Genomic DNA, 20,917 nt, shown 5'->3' with positions numbered 1-20,917 from the left:
TGGCAACCGGCTCCCTGCCGCCTGCTCCATCGGAACCGCGGGACGGGCCCCGGGATCTATCTCCGGGGTCCTGGCGCACCGCCGTGGCGGGTGCCGGGGCGGCGGGCGGCACCGGGCGGCGTGGCGGGCCCGCCCTCGCCGGGTGCCGGCCGGGTCGCTTCCGGCGCGCCGTACGCGGTGCGGCCGGGTTCCTCCCCGCCGATGTCCGCGGTCACCCGCAAGCCCGGCACCTCGAATTCCACCTGGGGCCGGATGCCCATGGCACGGGCTTGGCTGTCCGCCAGGTCCTCCAGCTCGTCGATCCAGCGGTCGTCGTCGGTGAAGGAGGCCGGTGCGCCGGCAGCGGTCAGGTCGTCGCGCTCAGGGGCCCCCGCTTCCGGTTGAACCGGGCGGCCGCGGCGGCCGTCCGGCCTCACCCGGGCCGGCCCGCTGGCCGCGCCCTCCGGGTCGCCCGGGTGCAGGGCCCCGCCCTGGCTCCCTCCCTGGTTTGCCGGAGCACCGCGACCTTCACCGGGGCGCGGCCTGCCATCTGGTCCTGTCATCGCTTCCCGCTCCTTTGCCGGTCCACCCCGTCTCGGGTTCCCGCCCCCATCGCCGGCACCGCAGGGGGCGGCACTCCATGGCGCAGGTCGAATCTGTGCCGGGAACCGGCCCGGGTCAGGGTCCGTACGGACCGCCGCCTGGCAACCCGCCGGCCCGGGGTGGGCCGTCCCCACCGGGGACGGCGGCCGGCGTGACCCTGCGGCGGCCCGGTCCCGGGCAGTTCCCGCTGCGGCCGGTGGCCGGGGTTGGACTATACTAGCGTGGCCGACTGGAGGCCGGTCCAATCGTGGAAGGCAATGGGGCGGGACAAGGGGCGCCCGCAGGGGCGCGCAGACCGGCGGGGGAGCGGAAGGCCTTCGCCACCGGCCGCGCAGCCAACGGCCTGGAACCTGCCGGAGCAAGGCCAGGGGCGGGGACCCTGAGTCCCCGCCCCTGCCTTCGGTCCCCGGCCGGCGGCCGGGGACCGTGCCCGATGGAGTCCTGCATCGTCAATCCCGGCGTCCACCCCGCCCGTCGCCCCGGGCCCGTGCGGGATGGTGCCGCCGCCAGGGCCGGCGCCGGCCGGCACCGCCGGAAGGGAACCTCAGTAGGCGAACCGGTGGTTGCCGATCCAGCCCGCGCTGGGCCGGCTCTCCAGGAAGGGCTGGTAGCCCGACTTGACGGGATTCCAGAAGTAGAGGGCGCCGCCCGTGGGATCCCAGCCGTTGACCGCGTCGATGGCCGCCTGCCAGGACTCGGCGCTGGGTTCCTGCCAGAAGGTCCCGTTCAGCACCGGCTCGAACTGGTACGGCTCGAACAGCACGCCCGCCACGGTATCGGGGAACAGCGGGCTCTTCACCCGGTTGAGGATCACGGCCGCCACGGCCACCTTGCCCACGTAGGGCTCGCCGGCCGCCTCGGCCTCGACCATCTGGGCCAGCAGGCGCAGTTCATAGTCGGTCGCGCGCACCCCCTGCCCGCCTGCCTGCGACCGGGAGGGAGCCGGCGCGGGTGCCGCCGCGGCAGTCCCGCCCGAGGGCGCGCCCGTCGCACCACCCAGGGGCACGATCAGCCGCTGTCCGGGCAGGATCAGGTCACCGGCCAGGGCGTTGGCTCGCTGCAGCTCGGCGGCCGCCAGCCCGTAGGCGGCGGCGATCTTGAACAGGGTATCGCCCCGCCGCACGGTGTAGATGTCGTAGCGGTCGATCCTGGGGATCGCCAGGTAGGTGCCGGCCCAGACCACGCTGGCCGACGGCAGGCGGTTCAGCTGCACGATGTCGTCCATCGGAACCCCGTACTTGCGGCTGATCTTCCAGATGGTCTCGCCGCGCTGGACGTAATGGGTGACGAAGGCCGGACCGCCCCCGGAGGCCGCCGCCGGGACCGTGCTGCCCATCACGGCCAGGACGGACAGGCTCACCCCGGCCAGCAGGCCGGCCAGCGCGCGCCGCCACCGACAATTCGCCATGCGTCTCCCTCCCCGGACGAAATCTGGATGTAACATGGACGAAACGAATTATAGAAAACTGCAATATTCGCAGGCATTAGCAAAATGTTTCCTGTAGAGCCGGGAGGGATAAATGGCAAGGGATTGGTAAAAACCGGGGGCGGGCGCCGGTCACGGCGCCCGCCCCCGGGTGGAGCCATCGCGTGGGATCGAGAAGGAGCCACCGCTCGCAATAGCCAGGTCAGGACCTCGCGTTGCAACAGCCACTCCGGACCTCGCGAGGGCTGGCTCGCGAGGTCCGGAACGAACTCCAACCTCAGTAGGCGAAGCGGTGATTGCCGATCCAGCCGGCGCTGGGGCGGGACTCCAGGTGGGGCTGGTACCCGGACTTGGCCGGGTTCCAGAAGTAAAGGGCTCCGCCGGTGGGGTCCAGACCCCGGGCGGCATCGCGAGCGGCGCGCCAGGAAGCGGCGCTGGGCTCCCGCCAGAACCAGCCGTTGAGGACGGGCTCGAACTGCCAGGGCTGGAAGATGACCTCCTCGACCGTGTCCGGGAACAGGGGGCTGCGCACCCGGTTCAGGATCACGGCGCCCACCGCCACCTTGCCCTCGTAGGGCTCCGCGCCGGCCTCCGCCTCGATCATCTGGGCCAGAAGCCGCAGTTCCCGGGGAGTCAGGTGCATGGCGCGCTCCCGCGCCTGGGCCCGCAGACCGGCCTGCCCGGTACCAGGCGTACGCGCCGGGCCGGCAGCGCGCCCGCGCTCCCGGGCCGAGCCGGCTGCCGCCGCCTCCTGGCGCTCGTCACCGCCTGCCGCGCCGGCCCGGTCCGGCGAGCCGGCCGGGTTCTTCCGCCCACCGGCCTTCTCGGCCCGGTCCGCGGCCCGCTGCTCGGCCTGCTGGACCGCTGCCACCAGGCCACCCGTGGTGGCGCTCTTCTCGTCCTCGGCCCCGGCCAGGCTTGCCTTCGCCGTCACGGCCACCGGACCGGACCCTGCCGCCCCGGCGACACCGCCCTGTTCCGAGGGCTTCGCGGCGATGGCCAGGGCCGCCGCCGGCCCGGACAGCACGAAGGCCAGCGCCAGGGCCGCACCCACCAGGGGCAGCCCCGGGCGCCGGCTCCGGCCGCCCCGGCCGGTCAAGCTTCGGGCCGGCGGGGTAGCCTGCTCCATCGCTGTAGCCCGCATTTCATTCCCTCCTTGCTTCCGAAAGGGACTTATATCTACGGTTGTCGTTGAAATTATAAAAAGTCGCTATTTACGTGGCATTATTGAATCCATGGTCATCGGGCATGGGTTCAACAGAATAGGAAAAATATCGGCATCCGGCAGGAAGGCGTCTCCGGCCAGGCAGGAAGCGGGTGCTCGCGTCCGTTCAGTGCAGGCGCCCGGCGGCGGCAGCTGCCGGCATGGGGCCTGGCATCCGGCTTTCGCCGCCGGCCCCGGCAGGCGGTATAATCCGGGCGGGATCATCGTGGCGGCCGCCGGGCATCGCCCGGGCGGGGATGGGAGGGAGGCCCCATGATGGTGGTGGCCCTGGAATTCGAAGACGAGAAGAAGCTGGAGGCGGCGGTCCAGCGCCTGCGCCAGAACCTGGGCGTGACGGGGGAACTGGCCATCAAGCCCCTGGAGGGCGGCCGCTGGCGGCTGACCATCAGCTCCGAAAAGCCGTTGCGGGAGAGCTCTCTGGAGAAACTGGGCGGCCGGCGGGTCGACCTGTGATGCCGGGCGGCGGCGCCCGCGCCGCCCGCCGGCCCCTGCTGATCGGTCTGACGGGCGGCATCGGGAGCGGCAAGAGTTCCGTGGCAGCCATGCTGGCGTCCCTGGGTGCCGCCGTGGTGGACGCCGACGCCATCGCCCGCGAGGTAGTCGAACCCGGCGAGCCGGCCCTGGCCAGGCTGGTGGAAGCCTTCGGCCCCGGTATCCTGCGTCCTGACGGCACCCTGGACCGGCGGGCCCTGGGACGCCGGGTCTTCGGCGATGATGCGGCGCGCAAGGCGCTGGAGGGCATCGTTCATCCCGCCGTTCGCAAGCGCACGTGGGATCGCATCGGCGCCCTGATGGCGGCAGGACGCCATCCGGCGGTGGTGTGGGACGTGCCCCTGCTCTTCGAGGTCGGGGCCGAGAAGCTGGTCGACCAGATCTGGGTCGTCACCGCCCCGCGCGGCGTGCGCCTTCAGCGCCTGCGGCAGCGGGACCCCGACCTCTCCCCGGAAGAGCTGGAACGGCGCATGGCGGCGCAGATGCCCTTGGAGGAGAAGGCGGCCCGGGCTCATGTGGTGATCGACAACGGCGGCGACCTGGAGGCGACCCGCCGCCAGGTGGAGGCAGCGTGGCGCCGGCACGTGTTGCGTGAAGAGGGCTCCGCGACCTGGCAGGGCTCCAGGCCCGGCGACCGTCCGGAGGACCGGGCGGGTTCCGGTCGCCGTACCGGTGCGGAGGGAGGCAGCGGGTGCTGAACATGGTGCGCTGGCTGGGGTGGGGTACGACCCTGGCCGTCGCCGCGCTGGTCGCCATGGCCGTCCTGTACGCGGCCTATCCCGTGCCGATGGCGGCGTTGATTCAGCGGGAAGCCCGGGCGTGCGGGCTGGACCCCTTGCTGGTGGCGGCGGTGATCCGGCGGGAGAGCGGTTTCGAGCCCCGCGCCGTGTCCAGCCGGGGCGCCCGCGGCCTGATGCAGCTCATGCCCGAGACGGGCGCGTGGGCGGCCTCCCGCCTGGGAATCGAGGGATTCCACCCGGACCGGCTCTTCGAGCCGGAGGTCAACCTTCGCCTCGGGTGCTGGTACCTGGCATACCTGCTGGACAGGTTCGGCGGGGATCCCGTGGCCGCCCTGGCCGCCTACAACGGTGGGGAGGGAACGGTGGCGGACTGGATGGCGCGGGGCCACTGGCACCCCGCCCAGGGGCCGGGCGAGATCCCCTTTCCGGAGACCCGCCACTTCGTCGCCGGCGTGCTGCGGGATTACCGGGTCTACCGCTGGCTCTACCGTCACCTGCCGGCCGTGTGGGGCAGGGTGGAGCAGCTGGCGGCGGCCGGCACGGCGGCAGTGGAAGAGCGCCTGGGCCGGTAGGCCCGGCCTTCCTCACCGCCACCGGCCCTGCCCCGTCGCCGGCCAGGAGGGGCTTGCGCCGGGCGCATGCAGGTGCTATATTACGAACTGCGCAGCCGGTCGAGCCGGCAGCGAGCATGCCGAAGTGGTGGAACTGGCAGACACGCGGTGTTCAGGGCGCCGTGGGCTTACGCCCGTGTGGGTTCGAATCCCACCTTCGGCACCGGCGGACAGGAAATCCTGTCCGCCTTTCCCGTCCAGAAAGAAAGCCGTTGGCCCGGAAGGGCCGGGCGGCCGTGCGAGGGTGCTGGAACTGGCAGACAGGCACGTTTGAGGGGCGTGTGGGTTTATCCCGTGCGGGTTCGAGTCCCGCCCCTCGCACAGGACAGAGGCGCCGGGCGGCGTGGTAACCAGGCCACGCCGCCCGGCGCCTTCTCGCTTTCTGCACCCGGCCTGCGCGGATGCGGCCGGGCGGCCTCGCCCGAGGGTCTGAGGCCTCCGGCTCCCGCCTGCTGCGACTCCCTGGCGCGGGCGCGGAGCCGCTTTCGCGGGCCTGCGGCAAAGGATAAGATCAAGCCGGAGCCCGTCCCTGGAAGGGGCATCCAGGCCGTGCCCGCGCCCGGCCGGCGGCGACGTGCACCGGGCGCCGCCACCTCGTCACATGCGGCGCGATCCCGCGCCGTGAGGTGGTGCTGCCGGCGCCGCCCAGGCGGCACGCCGGTGCCGTCCGCCCGTGGTCCGGCGCCGGGAGGGGAGCCGCGGGGTCGTGCGGGCGGCCCCCGGCGGCGGGCGGCCCAGGGCTGGGTGCGGCGGGCGCCCAGGGCCGGACGCGGCGGGCGGCAGGCCAGGGGCGGACGCGGAGGGCGGCAGGCCGGGACCGGCGGCCCTGGCGGCGGGGCGTTGCGGGCTGGCGCCGGCCCGCCCCGGACCCGAGCCGGACTACGGCAAGGCAAAGGCAGGTGACACCCGTGCAGCAGCTCTTCCCGGAGGCGCGGCCGTGGCCCGATCCTCTCACCATCTACGACGACCTGGATCTTCCTGCCGGGCCACCCCACCGTCCCTACGTGCTGGTGAACATGGTCTCCACCGTGGACGGCAAGGTCACCATGGGCCGCGGCGCCGTCCAGGAGCCCATCGGCAGCAAGGTGGACCACGGCCTCATGGCCCGGCTGCGGGCGCCGGTGGACGCCGTGTTGCGCGGCGCCGGTACCGTCCGGGCCTACGACGTGCCGCCGCGCGTGCCCGCCGAGTACGCCGAGCGGCGGCAGGCCCGGGGCCTGCCGCCCCAGCCCCTGCCGGTGGTGATCACCGGTTCCTGCGACCTGCCCCTGGACGCCCGGTTCTTCCGGGAAGCGCCGCGGCGGCCGCTGGTGCTGACGCGCCGGGCGGCCCCCGCCGACAAGGTGGAGGCCGTGCGCCAGGTGGCCGACGTGGCCTTCGCCGGGGAGGAGCAAGTGGAGATGAGGGCGGCCCTGGCCCTCTTGCGGGAGCGCTACGGCATCCAGCGCCTGCTCAGCGAGGGCGGCCCCACGGTGAACTTCGCCATGCTGGAGGCCGGCGTGGTGGATGAGCTCTTCTGGACGGTGGCGCCCAAGATCGCCGGCTACGCCGAGGACAAGACCATGGTGATGGGGCCCCGTGCCCTGGATCCCCTGGTCCGCCTCAGCCTGGCCAGCGCCTTCTTCCACGAGGGAGAGCTCTACCTGCGCTATCACGTCCTGGACTGATCTCCCGGACGAACCGGCAGCCGCCCGAGTTCCCGCAGGGGCCGGCGCTGCCGGCCGGTGACGGCGTCGAAGGGCCAGCCGCCGGCCGGTTCGTCCCAGCCGCGGACCAGGGCGTCGGCCATGCGGGCCACCCGGGCGTTGGCCCGCACGTCGTGGACGCGCACCATGTCGGCGCCGTGGACCACGGCCAGGGCCGTGGTGGCCAGCGTGCCCTCCAGCCGGTCGCCGATGGGCGTCTCCAGGATGTTCCCGATCACCGAGGTGCGCGAGGCGCCCAGCAGGACGGGGTATCCCAGGCTGCGGAAGGCGCCCAGGTTCTCCAGGATCTCCAGGTTGTGCCGGGTGCGCTTGCCCACGCCGATGCCGGGGTCGACCACAATGGCTTCGGGGCGCACGCCGGCGGCCAGGGCCCGCTGCACGCCCTCGGCCAGGTAGCGGGCGACGTCCAGCACCACGTCGTCGTAGCGGGGTTCCCGGGCCAGGCGCCGCGGGTGGCCTTGCAGGTGCATGATCACCACCCCGGCACCGTAGCGGGCGCAGACGGCCGCTAGGTCGGGGTCGGCGTGCAGGCCGCTGATGTCGTTGATGATGTGGGCACCGGCCTCGAGGGCCGCTTCGGCCACGGGCGCCTTGTAGGTGTCGATGGAGATGGGCACGTCCACCTCCCGCACCAGCCGCTCGACCACCGGGACCAGCCGGGCCAGTTCCTCCTCCAGTTCCGGTTTGGAGGCGGCGATGTTGGCGCTCTCGGCCCCTACGTCAATGAGGTCGGCGCCTTCGGCCACCATCTCCAGGGCGCGGCGCAGCGCCCGGTCGGGGGCGTTGTAGCGGCCTCCGTCGGAGAAGGAGTCGGGGGTGACGTTGAGCACGCCCATGATCAGGGTGCGCCGGCCGAAGAGCAGGGAGCGGCCCCGGAAGTCGACCTTGCGGGGACCCAGGGCCAGGGGCACGGGTCCCGCCGGGAACCCCCCGGCGGGCCAGGGGGCGCCGGCCGCCGGCGCCGCGGAAACCGGCCCCGCCCTCCCGCGCCCGGCGGGGGCCGTTCCCCCGACCGGGGAGCCTGCAGGAACCCCGGCGGGCGACAAGGGGGCGGCGCCGCCCTCTGCCCCCAGCCGCCCGGGCGGGAGATGGGGCAGCGAGAGGAGAGCCCGCGCCAGGGCGTGGCCGGCAGAGCGGGTCAGGTCCTCGCCGGAGGCGGGTTGGTCACGGCCGGTGAACGGGGCGCCGAGGCCCGCCGTGGTTCCTCCGGGCTCCGGGCCTCTGCCCGGGTCCGGGACCGCAGGGTGACCGCCCCACCGGCAGGCCAGGGACCACAGCTGGGGCAGCGAGCCGCCCAAAAGCAGGCTGGCGGCGCCGGCGTAGGGGCGCCAGGTGGCGAAGCCCGTCTGGCCGGCGGCCTCGTGGGCCAGGCGGCGGGCCAGCTCGGGCGGCAAGGGCGCGATCTCCAGGACGTGCTGCCAGCGGTCGTACAGGGCGCCGGCACCGGGCCAGCCCGCCCGGACCAGCCGGGCCGCGGCGTCGCCGGCGGGCCAGGGGCCGCGCAGCACGGCCACCACCGCCCGGGGGCCGGGCCCGCCTCCGGCCGGGGCGGGACCGGGCGCCTGGCTGTCGATGCCGGCAGGCCGTTCGGGGTTGCGGTGGTCCAAGACCGTTCCTCCTTGAGATGGAGATGACCCTTGATGGGGAAAGGGGCTTCCGCCTGGAGGCGGTGCGCCGGGCCCGGCCCCTTCAGCGTTCTCACCCGGGCCGGCATCCGGTCCGGTGCCCAGGGTCGCGGGGGCCAGTTCCGCCCAGGCCCGGTCGGCCAGCGGGCCCCAGAGGTCGTAATGGGGGATGCTCCCGTGGCGGCAGATGCCCCGGGCGGGAAGCCCGTAGCGGGTGCCCCAGGCCGCCAGGCGCCCTTCGTCGGCGCAGAGCACTTTGACCAGGTACGGGGCCACCGTCCCGCCGGGCACGGGCCGGTGCCAGGGCTGGCGCAACACCGCCAGCTCGCCCCGGCGGGCTCGCGCCAGGGCGCGGCGCCACTGATCCACCAGGCGCAAGGGCATCCTCCTTCCGGGCGGCCGGGGCCCGTTCTTCCCCAATATACCAGGAGGTGCCGGGCGATGCGGCAGGAGGAGCCGTGGACGGCCGGTCGGCTGGCCGGGGAGGTGGCGGTGGTGACGGGGGCGGCCCGCGGCATCGGGCGGGCCATCGCCCTGAGGCTGGCGGCGGAAGGCGCGGCGGTGGGCGTGCTGGACATCGACGGCCCGGGGGCGCGGCGAACGGCCGGAGAGGCTTGTGGCGCGGGCGGGCGGGCCGTGGCCGTCGAGGCCGACGTGGCGGACAGCGGGGCGGTGGCCCGGGCCATGGCCCAGGTGGCCGGGGAGCTGGGACCGCCCACCATCCTGGTCAACAACGCCGGCATCGGCGGGTTCGTCCCCCTGGAGCACGAGGCGGCCGAAGCCACCTGGCAGCGGGTGCTGGCGGTGAACCTGACGGGCGCCTACCTTTGTGCCCGCCACGTGGTGCCGTACATGCGGCAGGCCGGGCGGGGCGCCATCGTGCAGATCGCCTCGACCCGCGCCCTCATGTCCGAACCCGACGGGGAGCCCTACGCGGCGGCCAAAGGGGGGCTTTTGGCCCTGACCCACGCCCTGGCCGTCAGCCTGGGCCGCTACGGCATCCGGGTCAACGCCATCAGCCCGGGCTGGATCGACACGGGCCACGAGCCCGTGGGGGAGCAGGACCACGCCCAGCATCCGGTGGGCCGGGTGGGCCGGCCCGAAGACGTGGCCGCCGCCTGCGCCTTTCTGGTGTCGCCGGAGGCCGGGTTCATCACCGGCCAGAACCTGGTGGTCGACGGCGGGATGACGGTGAAGATGATCTACCTCTGACCGGCCTCGGATTCACCGGAGCCTGCGGGCGATCTCCCGCCAGGCCGCCGGGTCTTCCATCCCCAGCCGCCAGATGGCGACGCCCCGCACCCGGTGCCGCCGAACCAGGTTGATCTTCTCCGCCCAGCTGCGAGCGTTTTCGAAGTACACCGCGTGGCTGGAGCCGTCCTCGGCCGTGTAGGTGAAGTAGGGTACCCGGGCCCGGTCGTCCCAGCGCACGTCCACGCCCTGCTGGCGGGCCAGCTGCACCGCCTGGGCGTGATCCAGGTAGCGCGGGAAGGTGCCGCCGCCCCAGTCGAAGCCGAAGGCGCCGAGGCCCACGATCACCTTGTCCCGCGGTACGTAGCGCAGGGCGTAGCGCACCATGCGGTCGACGTAGTCCAGGGACGCCAGGGGACCCGGCGGCGTGTCCGCCCGGTGCTCGGAGTAGGTCATCAGGATGAAGAAGTCGACGGCCTCACCGAGGGCGGCGTAGTCGTACACGCCCGTGTTGGGGTCCGTGCGGTCGTCCCGGTCCCGGGGGAAGACGGCGATGCTGAGGAGCTTGCCGTCCGGTAGCGCGTCCCGCACCTTGCGGACGAAGGCCGTCAGCCGCGGGCGCTCTTCCGGCGGCACCGTCTCCAGGTCGATGTGGATGCCGTCGTAGCCCTCCTGCCGCATGATGTCCAGCAGGCCGCGGACGGCCCGCTCCTGGGCCTGGGGGTCCCGGAGGAACCGGCGGGCGGTGGCCGCGCTGCGCTCGCCCGAGCCGTAGAGCAGATTGTGGACGATGAGTTCCACCTTGAGGCCGCGCCGGTGGGCTTCCCGGATCACCTGCTTGCGGCGCTCGGGCGGCGGCGCGGCGTAGGCTTCGATGGTGCCGTCCCCGCTTTCCGCCAGCCGGAACCAGAAGGGCACGATCACATCCAGGTCCCGGGCGTGGCGGACCATGGTCTCGAAGGAGCCGGCCAGGGGCGGTTCGGGTTCGGTGTAGAACCCGTAGACCACGGGGTCCTTGCCGACGATGTCCGCGGCGCCGCCCGTGCCGGGCCCTGCGCCGGGCCCCGGCTTGGCGGGGGCACGGGAGGCCGGGCCGCCGGCCCGGCAGGCGCCGAGGAACAGGGCGATCAGCAGCAGGGCGGTGACGGCAGGGACTCCCCGCCGCCGTCCCGGGCGGGCGGGGGGCACGCCGGCTGGGCTGCGTCGCGGCGGCAGCAGGCTCCACCCCCGGCGGCGACACGGGTGCGGGTTCATCGGGCATCCCTCCGCCCGCAGTGTCACCGACCCGGGGGAACGCCATGCGCCCGGACACCCAGCTGGGCCAGCCCCCGGACCAGGCCTTCCACCGCCGCGGCGGCCAGGTGCCGGCGGCCCTGGGGGCTCAGCAGGATGGCGCGGTCGGCGGGGTTGGTCAGGAAGGCGAACTCCACCAGCACGGCGGGGCGGCCCGCCTTCGCGAGAAGGAAGAAGTCGGCGGGCAGGGCCTCGTTGCGGGCCTCCGGCGGGAAGGCGGCGTTCAGGCTCGCCTGGACGGCCAGCGCCAGGCGGCGGCCGGGTTCGTCCCCGAACTGGTAGAAGACGATGGGGCCGCGCAGGCGGCTGTCCCGGGCGGCGTTGACGTGCAGGCTGACCAGGGCGGCGGCCCGGGCGTCGCGGGTGATGCGCAGCCGCTCCTCCAGGTCGCGGCGCACGCTGGCGTCGTCGTCGCCGGGGGCCAGGGCGTAATCGGCGGTGCGGGTCAGGACCACGCGGAACCCGGAGGCTTCCAGCAGGGGCGCCATCGCCTGGGCCAGCTGCAGGGTGAGGTCCTTTTCCAGAATGCGCCCCTGGAGGTGGGTGCCGCCGTCGATGCCGCCGTGGCCCGGGTCCAGCACGATGACCGGGCCGTCACGGTTCGAGGGGGCGGGAGCATGGGCCCGCTGGGACAGGAGCACAAGCACCAGCACGGCCGCAAGTACGGCCAGCAGTGCCGTCTCCCCGCCGGAATCCCGCACCGGGCCTGGGTGCCGCCTGCGGGCATGCACGGACCTCCACCTCCTCCGGCTGGGCTGGGCCGGTGGGCGCGGGGGCTGGGGCGGTGCGGCGGGCCGCCGCCGACCGGCCCAACACGGACGGGTTCGCGCCATTCCTCCCGGCCGGGGCCTCCGATGCGATGTATGCAAGGGCGTCGCGGATCTTGTGGGGAAGAACCGCGGGGACGAACCGGGGCTCGGGACCTCACGGGCCCTGGCCCGATGCCCGCCGCACCCGTGGAGCGTCCGGTCGTCCGGGACGGGGAGGCCCGGCGGGAGGAACCGGCCCGTGCGGGAGGGAACTGACGGGCAGAGGACGCCGGGCAACGGAAGGACCGGGCTCCGGGGGACGCCGGCGGGGAAGCGGCCGGTGCGGGGCCTGGACCGCCGGGGACGCGGTCCGGGACGTGGCCTGCCCGGGGAGAGGGCAGGGACGGCGGCGTCGGGTGCCCGGTCCGGGCGGTCGGGCGCCGGCCGCGGCGTGACCTGTGCCGGGCACGGCGTGACCCGGATGGCGGTGGTTTCGCCCGGGGGAGGGTGGCTTGGATGTCCCGTGCAGACGGCCGGCAGGTACCCGAGGAGTCCCGCCGCCGGGCGGGGCCGCCCGCGGGAGGGGGGAAGGCGGCCGGACCCGGGCCGGCGGGTGGAGCCGGGGAGGGCGGGGCCGGCGGGCAGGGCGGCCGTGACCTGCTGTTGATCCGGCCTGCTGACGTCCGGGCCCAGGGGGTGGAACAAGATCTGCGCCTGGGGGAACAGGCAGCGCGGGGGGCGGAGGCGGGTCCCCGGCGCCTTCGGCGCCGGTGGCTTCCCCGGCTCCAGCGCCGGCCCGGGGCGCCGGAGGCAGGGCAGGCGACCCCGGCGATCCCTGGCCGGGAAGCCTTGCCGGCCGGGGACGGCGATCTTCCACCCCCGGTGGATCCTGCGCCCCTGGGCTGGTTCCTCCTGGCGGTCACCTACGCCTTGACGGCGGTCTACAGCGCGGTGCCCGCGGCGGGCAGCACCCTCTTCGGCGCCGGCGCCCAGGGGGCAGGCCGGATGGCGGCGGCCCTGGTGGTGATTCCCTACGTGGTGGCGGGCGTCTACACGGGTTGCACCGCCGGGGGCCGGGGCTGGCTCTACCCGGCGACCTTCGCGGCCTGGCCGGTTCTTCTGGAGCGCCTGGCCCTGTACCTCTTCGGCATGGCCGGCCAGTGGATGGTGGCCGGCTTCCCCCACGGCTGGCGGGAGGCCCTGCCGCTGGACACGGCCCTGGCCTTCACCCGCGCGACCCTGGCTCCCTACGCGACGGTGGGCTACCTGGCGGCGGGGGCCGCCAGCCTGGCCCTGGCGGTCGGCGTGTTCTTCGCCACACGGTGGCTCGCCGCCCGGGTGGCAAGGAGCCGCTTCTAGATGCCCCTGGACGGTGCCGGCAGCCTGGGCCGGCACCCTGGCCCCGGCCAGGAAGCCCGCCGGCAATCACCGTACTGCCCGCTATTGCGCCGCTTTTCGTCCCTTCATCCCCACCCCCTAGCGGAACCCGCTTTAAAGTTCCAGGCCTGGAACAGAAATTCGTTGTCTTGAAGGTGCCCGCCACCCGCGGCCGGCAGGATTTGGGCCGCCGGCGCGGAATTAGGCATCCCATATCGTGCCATGGGACGTTCCTGGAACAGGCGTGCCCCGGCCGGAAGCCATGGCGCTGAAAGGGGGCGATGAAAGAGAAGGGGAGGGAGAAAGCTGCCGGCGGGAGCCGGAGGGAAAGGCAGGGGCATCGCGCCGGTACTGCGGACCGGTGACGACCCTCTGGATCACGGCGGCGCCATCACGGGGAAAGGCAGGGGCTTCGCACCGGTACTGGGGACCGGTGGGGGCCCTGGCCGGCAGGGCGCCCGGCCAGGAGCGTTCCAGGGACCGCGAGAGGGGAGGTTTCCTGCATGGGGGCCGTCAGTGCCACTGCGGCCGGGCCTGCGGACAGCCGGAACATCTGGCGTGTCATCGCAGCCTCGGCCGGCGGTACCGTCATCGAGTGGTATGATTTCTACATCTTCGGCAGCCTCTCCACCGTCATTGCTTCGGCCTTCTTTCCCAAGGGGAACCCGACCGTCGCCTTGCTCAACACCCTGGCCATCTTTGCCACCGGGTTCCTGGTGCGGCCCTTCGGCGCCCTGGTGTTCGGGCGGTTGGGGGACCTGATCGGGCGCAAGTACGCGTTCCTGATGACCCTGCTGATCATGGGCGGTGCCACCACGGCCATCGGCCTGGTACCCACCTACAGCCAGATCGGCATTGCCGCACCCCTCATCGTCCTGGTGTTGCGGCTCCTGCAGGGTCTGGCCCTGGGCGGCGAGTACGGCGGCGCGGCCACCTACGTGGCCGAGCACGCCCCCGACGGCCGGCGCGGGTTCTACACGTCCTTCATCCAGACCACGGCCACGCTGGGCCTGTTCGTTTCGCTGGGTGTCATCCTCATCGTCCGCCTGTCCATGAGCCCGGAAGCCTTTGCTGCCTGGGGATGGCGAATCCCCTTCCTGCTCTCCGCCGTGCTGCTGGTGCTCTCGGCGTGGATGCGCATGCGCCTGCAGGAATCGCCCCTGTTCCAGCAGCTCAAGGCCCAGGGCAAGACCACCCAGGCGCCGATTCGAGAGACGTTCCGCAACTGGAAGCTGGTCCTGCTGGCCCTGCTGGGTGCCACGGCCGGGCAGGCGGTGGTCTGGTATACGGGCCAGTTCTACGCCCTGGTCTACCTGCAGAATACCCTGAAGGTTGACTTCGTCACCGCCAACATCATCGTGGCCGTCGCCCTGGCCCTGGGCACGCCCTTCTTCGTCGTCTTCGGCCACCTGTCGGATCGCATCGGCCGCAAGCCGATCATGATGGCAGGCAACCTGATCGCTGCCCTGACCTACTATCCGCTGTACCAGCTGATGCACCAGAACGCCGGCAATCCGGTGGTGCTCACCCTGCTGGTCTGGATTCAGGTGCTCTACGTCACCATGGTCTACGGGCCCATCGCCGCCTTCCTGGTCGAGACCTTCCCCGGCAAGATCCGCTACACCGCCCTGTCGCTGCCCTACCACCTGGGCAACGGCTGGTTCGGCGGCCTCACGCCGTACATCTCGGCCAGCCTGGTGGCCAGCACGGGCAACATCTATGCCGGCGTCTGGTATCCCACGGCGGTGGCCCTGATCACCTTCGTGGTGGGGACCTTCCTGCTGAAGGAGACCAGCGTGGTGTCCATCTGGCAGGAGACCCATGCCACCGAAGCCACCGCCGACTGATCTGGCGGACGAACGGGCCGGTGGGCGCCGGCCCCGCGGGCCCTGGCGGCGCCGCGGGGCCGGCTTTTGCCCGGGGCCGGCAAGGGCCGGGCGGTAGGGTCGCGACGGCGCCTTCCCGGTGCCGCGGCTTCGCCATGCCCGGCCGCCGCGGCGGCGACGCGGCGGCGCGCCTCGCGTCAATCGCGTCCCCGGGGCCCGGGGCGGAGGGACGTGCGGGACCCGCTCGGGCCGTCCCCGCGGAGGAGGGGTTGGGCGCCGGCCGCAGGATCTGAGCGAGTTCCGTTCTAATTAGAGGTATAGGGGACGAATTCCGGCGGGACCGAGCCCGCAGAGGGAGGGGACACCATGGCAGACGCGGCAGGAAGGCCCATCGATGCCCTGCTCCGGGAAGAACGGCGTTTCGCACCCCCCGAGTCCTTCCGGGCCCGCGCCCACGTGCGGGACGAGTCGGTCTACGAGGAAGCGGAAAGGGATCCCGAGGGCTTCTGGGCCCGGTGGGCGGAAGAGCTGGAGTGGTTTCAGAAGTGGGACCGGGTGCTGGAGTGGAACCCGCCCCATGCCCGGTGGTTCCTCGGCGGCAAGCTGAACGCCAGCGTGAACTGCGTCGACCGGCACATCCGCGGGCCGCGGCGGAACAAGGCCGCCATCATCTGGGAAGGTGAGCCGGGGGATACCCGCACCCTGACCTACTATGACCTCTACCGGGAAGTCAACAAGTTCGCCAGCGTCCTCAAGGGCCTGGGCGTGAAGAAGGGCGACCGGGTGACCATCTACCTGCCCATGATCCCCGAGCTGCCCATCGCCATGCTGGCCTGTGCCCGCATCGGCGCGCCCCACTCGGTGGTCTTCGCCGGCTTCAGCCCCCAGGCCCTGGCCTCGCGCATGGAAGATGCCGGCTCCCGGTTCCTCGTCACCTCTGACGGGTTCTACCGCCGGGGGAAGGTGGTTCCGCTCAAGGCCCAGGCCGATGAGGCGCTCAAGCTGCTGGCGGGCAAGCAGGATGTGGAGGCTGTGGTGGTGGTGCGGCGCACCGGCCATGAGGTACCCTTCACGCCGGGCCGGGACCGCTGGTGGCACGAGCTGATGGAGCAGGCGGAGCGGCTGTGCCCGCCCGAAGCGATGGACGCCGAGGATATGCTCTTCATGATGTACACCTCGGGCACCACGGGGCGGCCCAAGGGCATCGTCCACACCACGGGCGGGTACCTGACGGGCGTGTACGCCACCACCAAGTGGGTCTTCGACCTGCAGGAAGACGACGTGTACTGGTGCATGGCCGACATCGGCTGGATCACCGGCCATTCGTACATCGTCTACGGCCCGCTGGCCAACGGCGCCACGGTGGTTATGTACGAGGGGGCGCCCGACTGGCCGGACAAGGACCGGCCGTGGGTGATCATCGAGAAATACGGCATCACCATCTTCTATACGGCTCCCACGGCCATCCGGGCCTTCGCCGCCGACGGCCCCGAGTACCCGCGGCGGCACGACCTCTCGAGCCTGCGCCTCCTGGGCAGCGTGGGCGAGCCCATCAACCCGGAGGCCTGGATGTGGTACCACGAGCACATCGGCGGCGGCCGCTGCCCCATCGTGGACACCTGGTGGCAGACGGAGACGGGGGCCATCATGATCACCCCGCTCCCCGGGGTGACGGTCACCAAGCCCGGCAGCGCCACCCGGCCCTTCCCCGGGATCAAGGCGGCGGTGCTGGACGACCAGGGCAACCCCGTGCCGCCCGGCCAAGGCGGCGGCTACCTGGCCATCCTGCGCCCCTGGCCTTCCATGCTCCGGGGCATCTGGGGCGACGAGGAGCGCTACGTCAACACCTACTGGTCCAAGTGGGGCCGGGATGTGTACTACCCCGGCGACGGCGCCAAGATCGACGAAGACGGCTACTTCTGGGTGCTCGGCCGGGTGGACGACGTGATGAACGTGGCGGGTCACCGGCTGAGCACCATGGAGATCGAGAGCGCGCTGGTGTCCCACCCGGCCGTGGCGGAAGCGGCGGTGATCGCGGCACCTCACCCGGTCAAGGGCCAGGTGCCCGTGGGCTTCGTGATCCTGGAGGCCGGCCGGCAGGGCGGTCCCGAGCTGGAGGCGGAACTCAAGGAGCACGTGGCCAAGGTGATCAGCCCCATCGCCCGGCCCGACCGGGTGCTGTTCGTGCCCGACCTGCCCAAGACCCGCAGCGGCAAGATCATGCGGCGCCTCTTGCGGGATATCGTGGAAGGGCGCCAGCTGGGCGATACCACCACCCTGCGTGATCCCGACGTTCCGGAGCAGCTGCGCCAGATGTACGCCTCCCAGCCTGCCCGCTGACCACCCGCTCACCAGCCTGCTGCTGGCGGGCGGACCGGGCCAGCTCCCGGCCGGGGACCGGGGTCCTGCGGGATCCCGGTCCCTTTCCGGTGAGGGCGGATGACCAGCCCACCGCCCGCCACGCCCGGCCGGGATCATGCCCTCTGTTGCTTCGCATGGTCCCGGCCAACCGCTCTGGTCGGGCGGGGCAGGCTTTTTGCGATCCGCTCTGGTTGAAAGCGTCAAGAAAAGTTTACAATCGAACACGATTGATATAAGTGGTCGCCCCCTCTTTCGCCATCGTTCGACAGGTTTTGTCGAAAATGCGCGGTCGGTGGGTGGCGACCCCCACTGGTCACCGCACCGGCGGCACCCCCGGCCCTGCGGCTCCATGGCCCGTGGGCGGCCGGGCCGGCCTCCCGCGGCCGCTGGGCGGCGCCCGTACGGAGGGGAAAGAATGGAACTGGCGCCTGATGGGCCCCTGGCGCCTGGCGCACCGCACCTGGAACGGCCGGACACCGGGGGCGCAGGGCCCCGCCTGGACCAGCCCCAGGAGGCGGCGCCCGCCGGAGGGCCGGCCCCTGCTCCGGAGCCGGAGCCGGCGCAGGCCGGTTCGCCCGGTGACCACCGGGCCGGGGACCGGAGCGGGGCCGAAGGCGAACCCGGCGCCGCTGCCGCGGCGACCGGCCTGGCGGGGATCCCCCTCGACTTGCTGGACATCCCGCCTCGGGTCCGCCTGGCGCTCCAGCAGCGGGGTTACGAGACCGTGGGCGATCTCGCCTGGCGGCATGACCCGCGGCTTCTGGCCGCCCGCGGCATGGGGACCCGGGGCCTGCTGGCCCTGGTCACCGAGCTGGCGCGGGTCATGGCCGACGGAGCCTACCAGCGGCAGCTGCTGGCGCGGGCCACCCGGTACGACCCCCAGCGGTTCCCCGAGGCCGTTCGCCGGCGGCCCGTGGACGATCTCGGGCTGGGCCAGCGGGCCTACCGGGCCCTGCGCCGGGCCGGGATCCAGACCGTGGGCCAGCTGCTGGAGCTGGGGGAACCGGGGCTGCAGCGGCTGCGAGGGCTCGGGCCCCGCTCGCTGGCGGAGATCTGCCATCGCCTGGACGCCCTGCAATCGGGCCGGCCCTTGCCGCCACCCGGCGGTGCCACCGGCGACCCCCTGGCCCCCGACCTGATGGACGATCCGGCTCCCATCGGTGCCCTGCTCCTGCCGCGCCGGGTCGTCACCGCCCTGCAGCGGGCGGGGCTGCACACCGTCGGGGCCTTGGCCGGCTTTACGCAGGAAGGGCTGCGCCGGTTGCGCGGGCTCGGGGAGAGCGGCGTCGCGGCCGTTCTGCAAAGCCTGCACCAGTACCGGCAGGAGTGCAGCCGCAGGGGAGCGTTCCCCCGCCGGCTGGAGGACTGGCTGCAGGAGCTGATCGAGCCGCTGCCCGACCGGGAGCGGGAAGTGCTGGCCCTGCGGTACGGCCTGCTGGGGGAGGAAGCCCACGACCTGTCGGCCATCGCCGCGCGCTGGCAGACCACCCGCCAGTGGGTCAGCGTGGTGCAGGGGCGGGCGCTGCGCCGCGCCAGGGCCCGGGCACGACTGGAGCGCTTCCAGCCGCTGGTGGACGCGGTCCGGGCTGCGGCGACCCGCTGCGGCGCCGCGGGGCCTGCCGAGCTGGCCGAGGCCCTGCGCCAGGACGGCACCGTGGGCGTGCCCGAGTCGACCGACCAGGCGGTCCGGCTGGTGGGCCTGCTGGTGCACGTGACGCCCGGGCTGCGGCGGGTGGCGGGGTCGACCTGGTCGACGGCGGAGATCGCCCAGCACCTGCCGGAGGCGGCCCGGCGCCTGCAGGAGTTCCTGGCGGCGGCCGGCCGCCCGCTGGCCCTGGCCGAACTGGCCGCCCACCTGGAGGAAGGCATGGGGGACCTGCCCGCCCCTGCGGAGGCGCTGGCCCGGGCGGTGGTGACCACCCAGGCTTCCTTCGCCCGCTTCCCCGGCGGGACCTACGGCCTTGCCAACTGGCGCGCGGGACGAAGGATGCGGGCCCGGGACTACGTCTACCAGGCGCTGCAGCGGCACGGGCGGCCCCTGCACTACGCCGAGCTCACCCGGCTGGTCAACCAGCTGTTGCCCGAAGGGCGGAAGATGCCGCCGACCCACGTGTTGACCATCCTGTCGTCGGGGGAGCCCTTCCGCCGCGTGGACCGGGGGATTTACGGCCTGAGCCACTGGGAACGGCAGCCGGAGCGGAACCTGGCGCAGCTGTGCCGCGATGCCCTGGCCGAAGCCGGGGAGCCGGCCAGCCTGGACCAGGTGGTCGCGGCCGTCCAGCGGGTGCGCAGCTACCCGCGGCGGACGGTGGCCCGGGCCCTCAACGAGGACACCGCCGTACTGCGCTACGGCCGGGACCGGTTCGGCCTGGCCGCGTGGCTGGCGACGGACCCCCGGTCCGCGGGGACGGTGCGGGTGCCTGCCTATGGCCCCCGCCCCACCAACCTGGCGGCGGTACGCGGGCTGCTGGCCGAGCTTCTGGCCGGTCACGTGTACGACACGTCCCAACTCACCTCGTACCTGGGCCGCTGGCGGCAGCGTTCCCAGGCCCGGCAGGTCATCGCCTACCTGGCCACCATGGGCTGGCTGACGGGCGTGGAGGACACCTGGACGGCCACGTCCCTGAACGACGGGTGGGTCCGGGCGGGCGGCGAGATCGACCAGCTGGCCGCCCTGGCTCTGGCCGACCCGGCCTTCGCCCACGCCGTCGTGCTCCACGGAGCCTTCCGCCAGCTGGCCCAGGGGGATGCAGGGCCGGCCCTTGACGTCGCCGCCGCCGCGGGCGGGGACGGGGGCGCTGGCGGAACCGGGCCCGCAGGGCACCGGGAGTCCGCCGTGCCGGCCCTGGACCAGGCCGCCGGCTGGCTGGCGGACCGCATCCGCCGGGCCGCCGGCGCCCGGGGGGAGGAGCCGGGCCCCGAGCTGCTGGAGCGGCTGCGCCGGCAATGGCTGGTTACCGCCTGGTTCGACCCCTGGATTTCCCTGCTGGTCCCGGAGCGGGTGGCACCGGCGGGCGGGGCGGGAGAGCCCAGCGGCGCCGCAGCGGCCGCCGCGGCGGACGAACCGGCGGCTGCCGGCGGGGGTCGCGGCCGGGGCGCCCTGGCCCGGGCCGCCTTGTGGGACCAGGCGGTGACCCGCCTCTGGCCCCGCCGCCCCGTTCACCTGCCGGCGGCGTGGGTGGAGACGCCGGCGACGGCCTGGGCCATCCTGGCCGACGTGGTGGCCTCCTGGTCGGGACCGGACCGGGTGGTCGACCTGGAGGCTCTGGGGGACTGGTGCCGGTCGCGGGGGTTGGACGCCAACCCCGTGCAGATCGAGGCGGAACTCTTCGCCCTGGGGCTGTGGCCTGTGGGCGAGGGCTCGCGCCTGCGCCTCTACATGCCTTACCGGCTGGTCGTGCCGCCGGGCGGGTTCGGTGCCGCCGGCTTGCCCGGCGGCGGCGACCTGGCCGACGCGGCGGCCGCCGCCCTGGAGGGCTCCGGGGTGGTCGCTGCAGCCCCCCCGGGCTGGCCCGCGGCGCCCCAGGCCCGCGTCGACGTGATCCCGCCCCTGGGGGACGGGGGCCCGGCGGAGGCCGCAGCGCTGGGGGAAGAACCGGAACCGGGCGGCAACACTCGCGACGGGTAGCGGTTACCGGCCGGCGCCGGGAGGCCGGCCGCGGCCGGCTCCCCGCACCCCTTGCCGGACCCCTGGTCCGGGAGGGCGGCTAGCG

15 protein-coding genes and 2 tRNA genes are annotated in these 20,917 nt (G+C 73.6%); 11 read left to right on the top strand and 6 right to left on the bottom strand.

The features are described 5' to 3' along the window. Positions 1-56 precede the first annotated feature (56 nt). From THESUDRAFT_RS13940 to THESUDRAFT_RS14630, 3 genes are all read right to left on the bottom strand, one after another. A complete protein-coding gene (locus tag THESUDRAFT_RS13940; protein ID WP_006904416.1) occupies positions 57-542 on the bottom strand; it encodes a hypothetical protein in 486 nt (161 codons plus the stop codon). 584 nt (positions 543-1,126) lie between these two features. Beyond that, positions 1,127-1,990 (bottom strand): cell wall hydrolase, encoded by an 864-nt coding sequence (locus tag THESUDRAFT_RS08730; RefSeq protein WP_006904415.1) that lies wholly within the window; start codon positions 1,988-1,990, stop codon positions 1,127-1,129. Positions 1,991-2,285: 295 nt separating this feature from the next. Then, on the bottom strand, positions 2,286-3,152 hold the full coding sequence (locus THESUDRAFT_RS14630; RefSeq protein ID WP_006904414.1) for a cell wall hydrolase: 867 nt from the start codon (positions 3,150-3,152) through the stop codon (positions 2,286-2,288). 333 nt (positions 3,153-3,485) lie between these two features. On the opposite strand from THESUDRAFT_RS14630, the gene THESUDRAFT_RS08720 reads away from it, so the two are divergent. The 6 genes from THESUDRAFT_RS08720 to THESUDRAFT_RS08695 all read left to right on the top strand — a co-directional run bounded on the left by THESUDRAFT_RS08720 (position 3,486) and on the right by THESUDRAFT_RS08695 (position 6,743). Next, entirely contained in the window at positions 3,486-3,686 is a 201-nt protein-coding gene (locus THESUDRAFT_RS08720; RefSeq protein WP_006904413.1) for a hypothetical protein, read from the top strand. After that, positions 3,686-4,423 (top strand): dephospho-CoA kinase, encoded by a 738-nt coding sequence (gene coaE / locus THESUDRAFT_RS08715; protein ID WP_006904412.1) that lies wholly within the window; start codon positions 3,686-3,688, stop codon positions 4,421-4,423. The genes THESUDRAFT_RS08720 and coaE overlap by 1 nt, the downstream gene beginning before the upstream one ends. 2 nt (positions 4,424-4,425) lie before the next feature. After that, entirely contained in the window at positions 4,426-5,037 is a 612-nt protein-coding gene (locus THESUDRAFT_RS08710) for a lytic transglycosylase domain-containing protein (RefSeq protein ID WP_040827425.1), read from the top strand. Positions 5,038-5,155: 118 nt separating this feature from the next. After that, a tRNA-Leu gene (locus THESUDRAFT_RS08705) sits at positions 5,156-5,239 on the top strand. Between the two features lie 75 nt (positions 5,240-5,314). Then, positions 5,315-5,397 (top strand) — tRNA-Leu (locus tag THESUDRAFT_RS08700). A gap of 587 nt (positions 5,398-5,984) precedes the next feature. Then, a complete protein-coding gene (locus THESUDRAFT_RS08695) occupies positions 5,985-6,743 on the top strand; it encodes a RibD family protein (RefSeq protein WP_040826422.1) in 759 nt (252 codons plus the stop codon). On the opposite strand, the gene folP is transcribed toward THESUDRAFT_RS08695, so the two are convergent. Next, the gene (gene folP, locus THESUDRAFT_RS14625) at positions 6,728-8,776 is read right to left on the bottom strand and encodes a dihydropteroate synthase (RefSeq protein ID WP_242823385.1); all 2,049 of its coding nucleotides are present in this window, start codon (positions 8,774-8,776) and stop codon (positions 6,728-6,730) included. The two genes, THESUDRAFT_RS08695 and folP, sit on opposite strands and share 16 nt — an antisense overlap. Positions 8,777-8,848: 72 nt before the next feature. Here folP and THESUDRAFT_RS08685 point away from each other — a divergent pair, with 72 nt between their 5' ends. Next, positions 8,849-9,619: a glucose 1-dehydrogenase gene (locus THESUDRAFT_RS08685; RefSeq protein WP_006904408.1), complete on the top strand. Its 771-nt coding sequence runs from the start codon at positions 8,849-8,851 to the stop codon at positions 9,617-9,619. A 12-nt stretch (positions 9,620-9,631) separates the two neighbouring features. On the opposite strand, the gene THESUDRAFT_RS08680 is transcribed toward THESUDRAFT_RS08685, so the two are convergent. Then, entirely contained in the window at positions 9,632-10,852 is a 1,221-nt protein-coding gene (locus tag THESUDRAFT_RS08680; RefSeq protein ID WP_006904407.1) for a glycosyl hydrolase family 18 protein, read from the bottom strand. A gap of 23 nt (positions 10,853-10,875) precedes the next feature. Further along, complete coding sequence (locus tag THESUDRAFT_RS08675; RefSeq protein WP_006904406.1) at positions 10,876-11,622, bottom strand: N-acetylmuramoyl-L-alanine amidase family protein; 747 nt, start codon at positions 11,620-11,622, stop codon at positions 10,876-10,878. Between the two features lie 534 nt (positions 11,623-12,156). Here THESUDRAFT_RS08675 and THESUDRAFT_RS08670 point away from each other — a divergent pair. The 4 genes from THESUDRAFT_RS08670 (at position 12,157) to THESUDRAFT_RS15090 (ending at position 20,832) form a co-directional block, all read left to right on the top strand. Next, a complete protein-coding gene (locus tag THESUDRAFT_RS08670; protein WP_006904405.1) occupies positions 12,157-12,999 on the top strand; it encodes a hypothetical protein in 843 nt (280 codons plus the stop codon). A gap of 521 nt (positions 13,000-13,520) precedes the next feature. Beyond that, positions 13,521-14,864, top strand: coding sequence for an MFS transporter (locus THESUDRAFT_RS08665; RefSeq protein WP_006904403.1), 1,344 nt, complete (start codon positions 13,521-13,523; stop codon positions 14,862-14,864). Between the two features lie 345 nt (positions 14,865-15,209). Further along, on the top strand, positions 15,210-17,183 hold the full coding sequence (gene acs / locus THESUDRAFT_RS08660) for an acetate--CoA ligase (RefSeq protein ID WP_006904402.1): 1,974 nt from the start codon (positions 15,210-15,212) through the stop codon (positions 17,181-17,183). Positions 17,184-17,619: 436 nt separating this feature from the next. Further along, a complete protein-coding gene (locus THESUDRAFT_RS15090) occupies positions 17,620-20,832 on the top strand; it encodes a DNA-directed RNA polymerase subunit alpha C-terminal domain-containing protein (protein ID WP_006904401.1) in 3,213 nt (1,070 codons plus the stop codon). Positions 20,833-20,917: the final 85 nt, after the last annotated feature.

This window comes from Thermaerobacter subterraneus DSM 13965 (genome assembly GCF_000183545.2).
GTDB lineage: Bacteria > Bacillota > Sulfobacillia > Thermaerobacterales > Thermaerobacteraceae > Thermaerobacter > Thermaerobacter subterraneus.
Note: the sequence above shows the minus strand (reverse complement) of the source record. Positions and strands in the feature narration are given on the sequence as shown.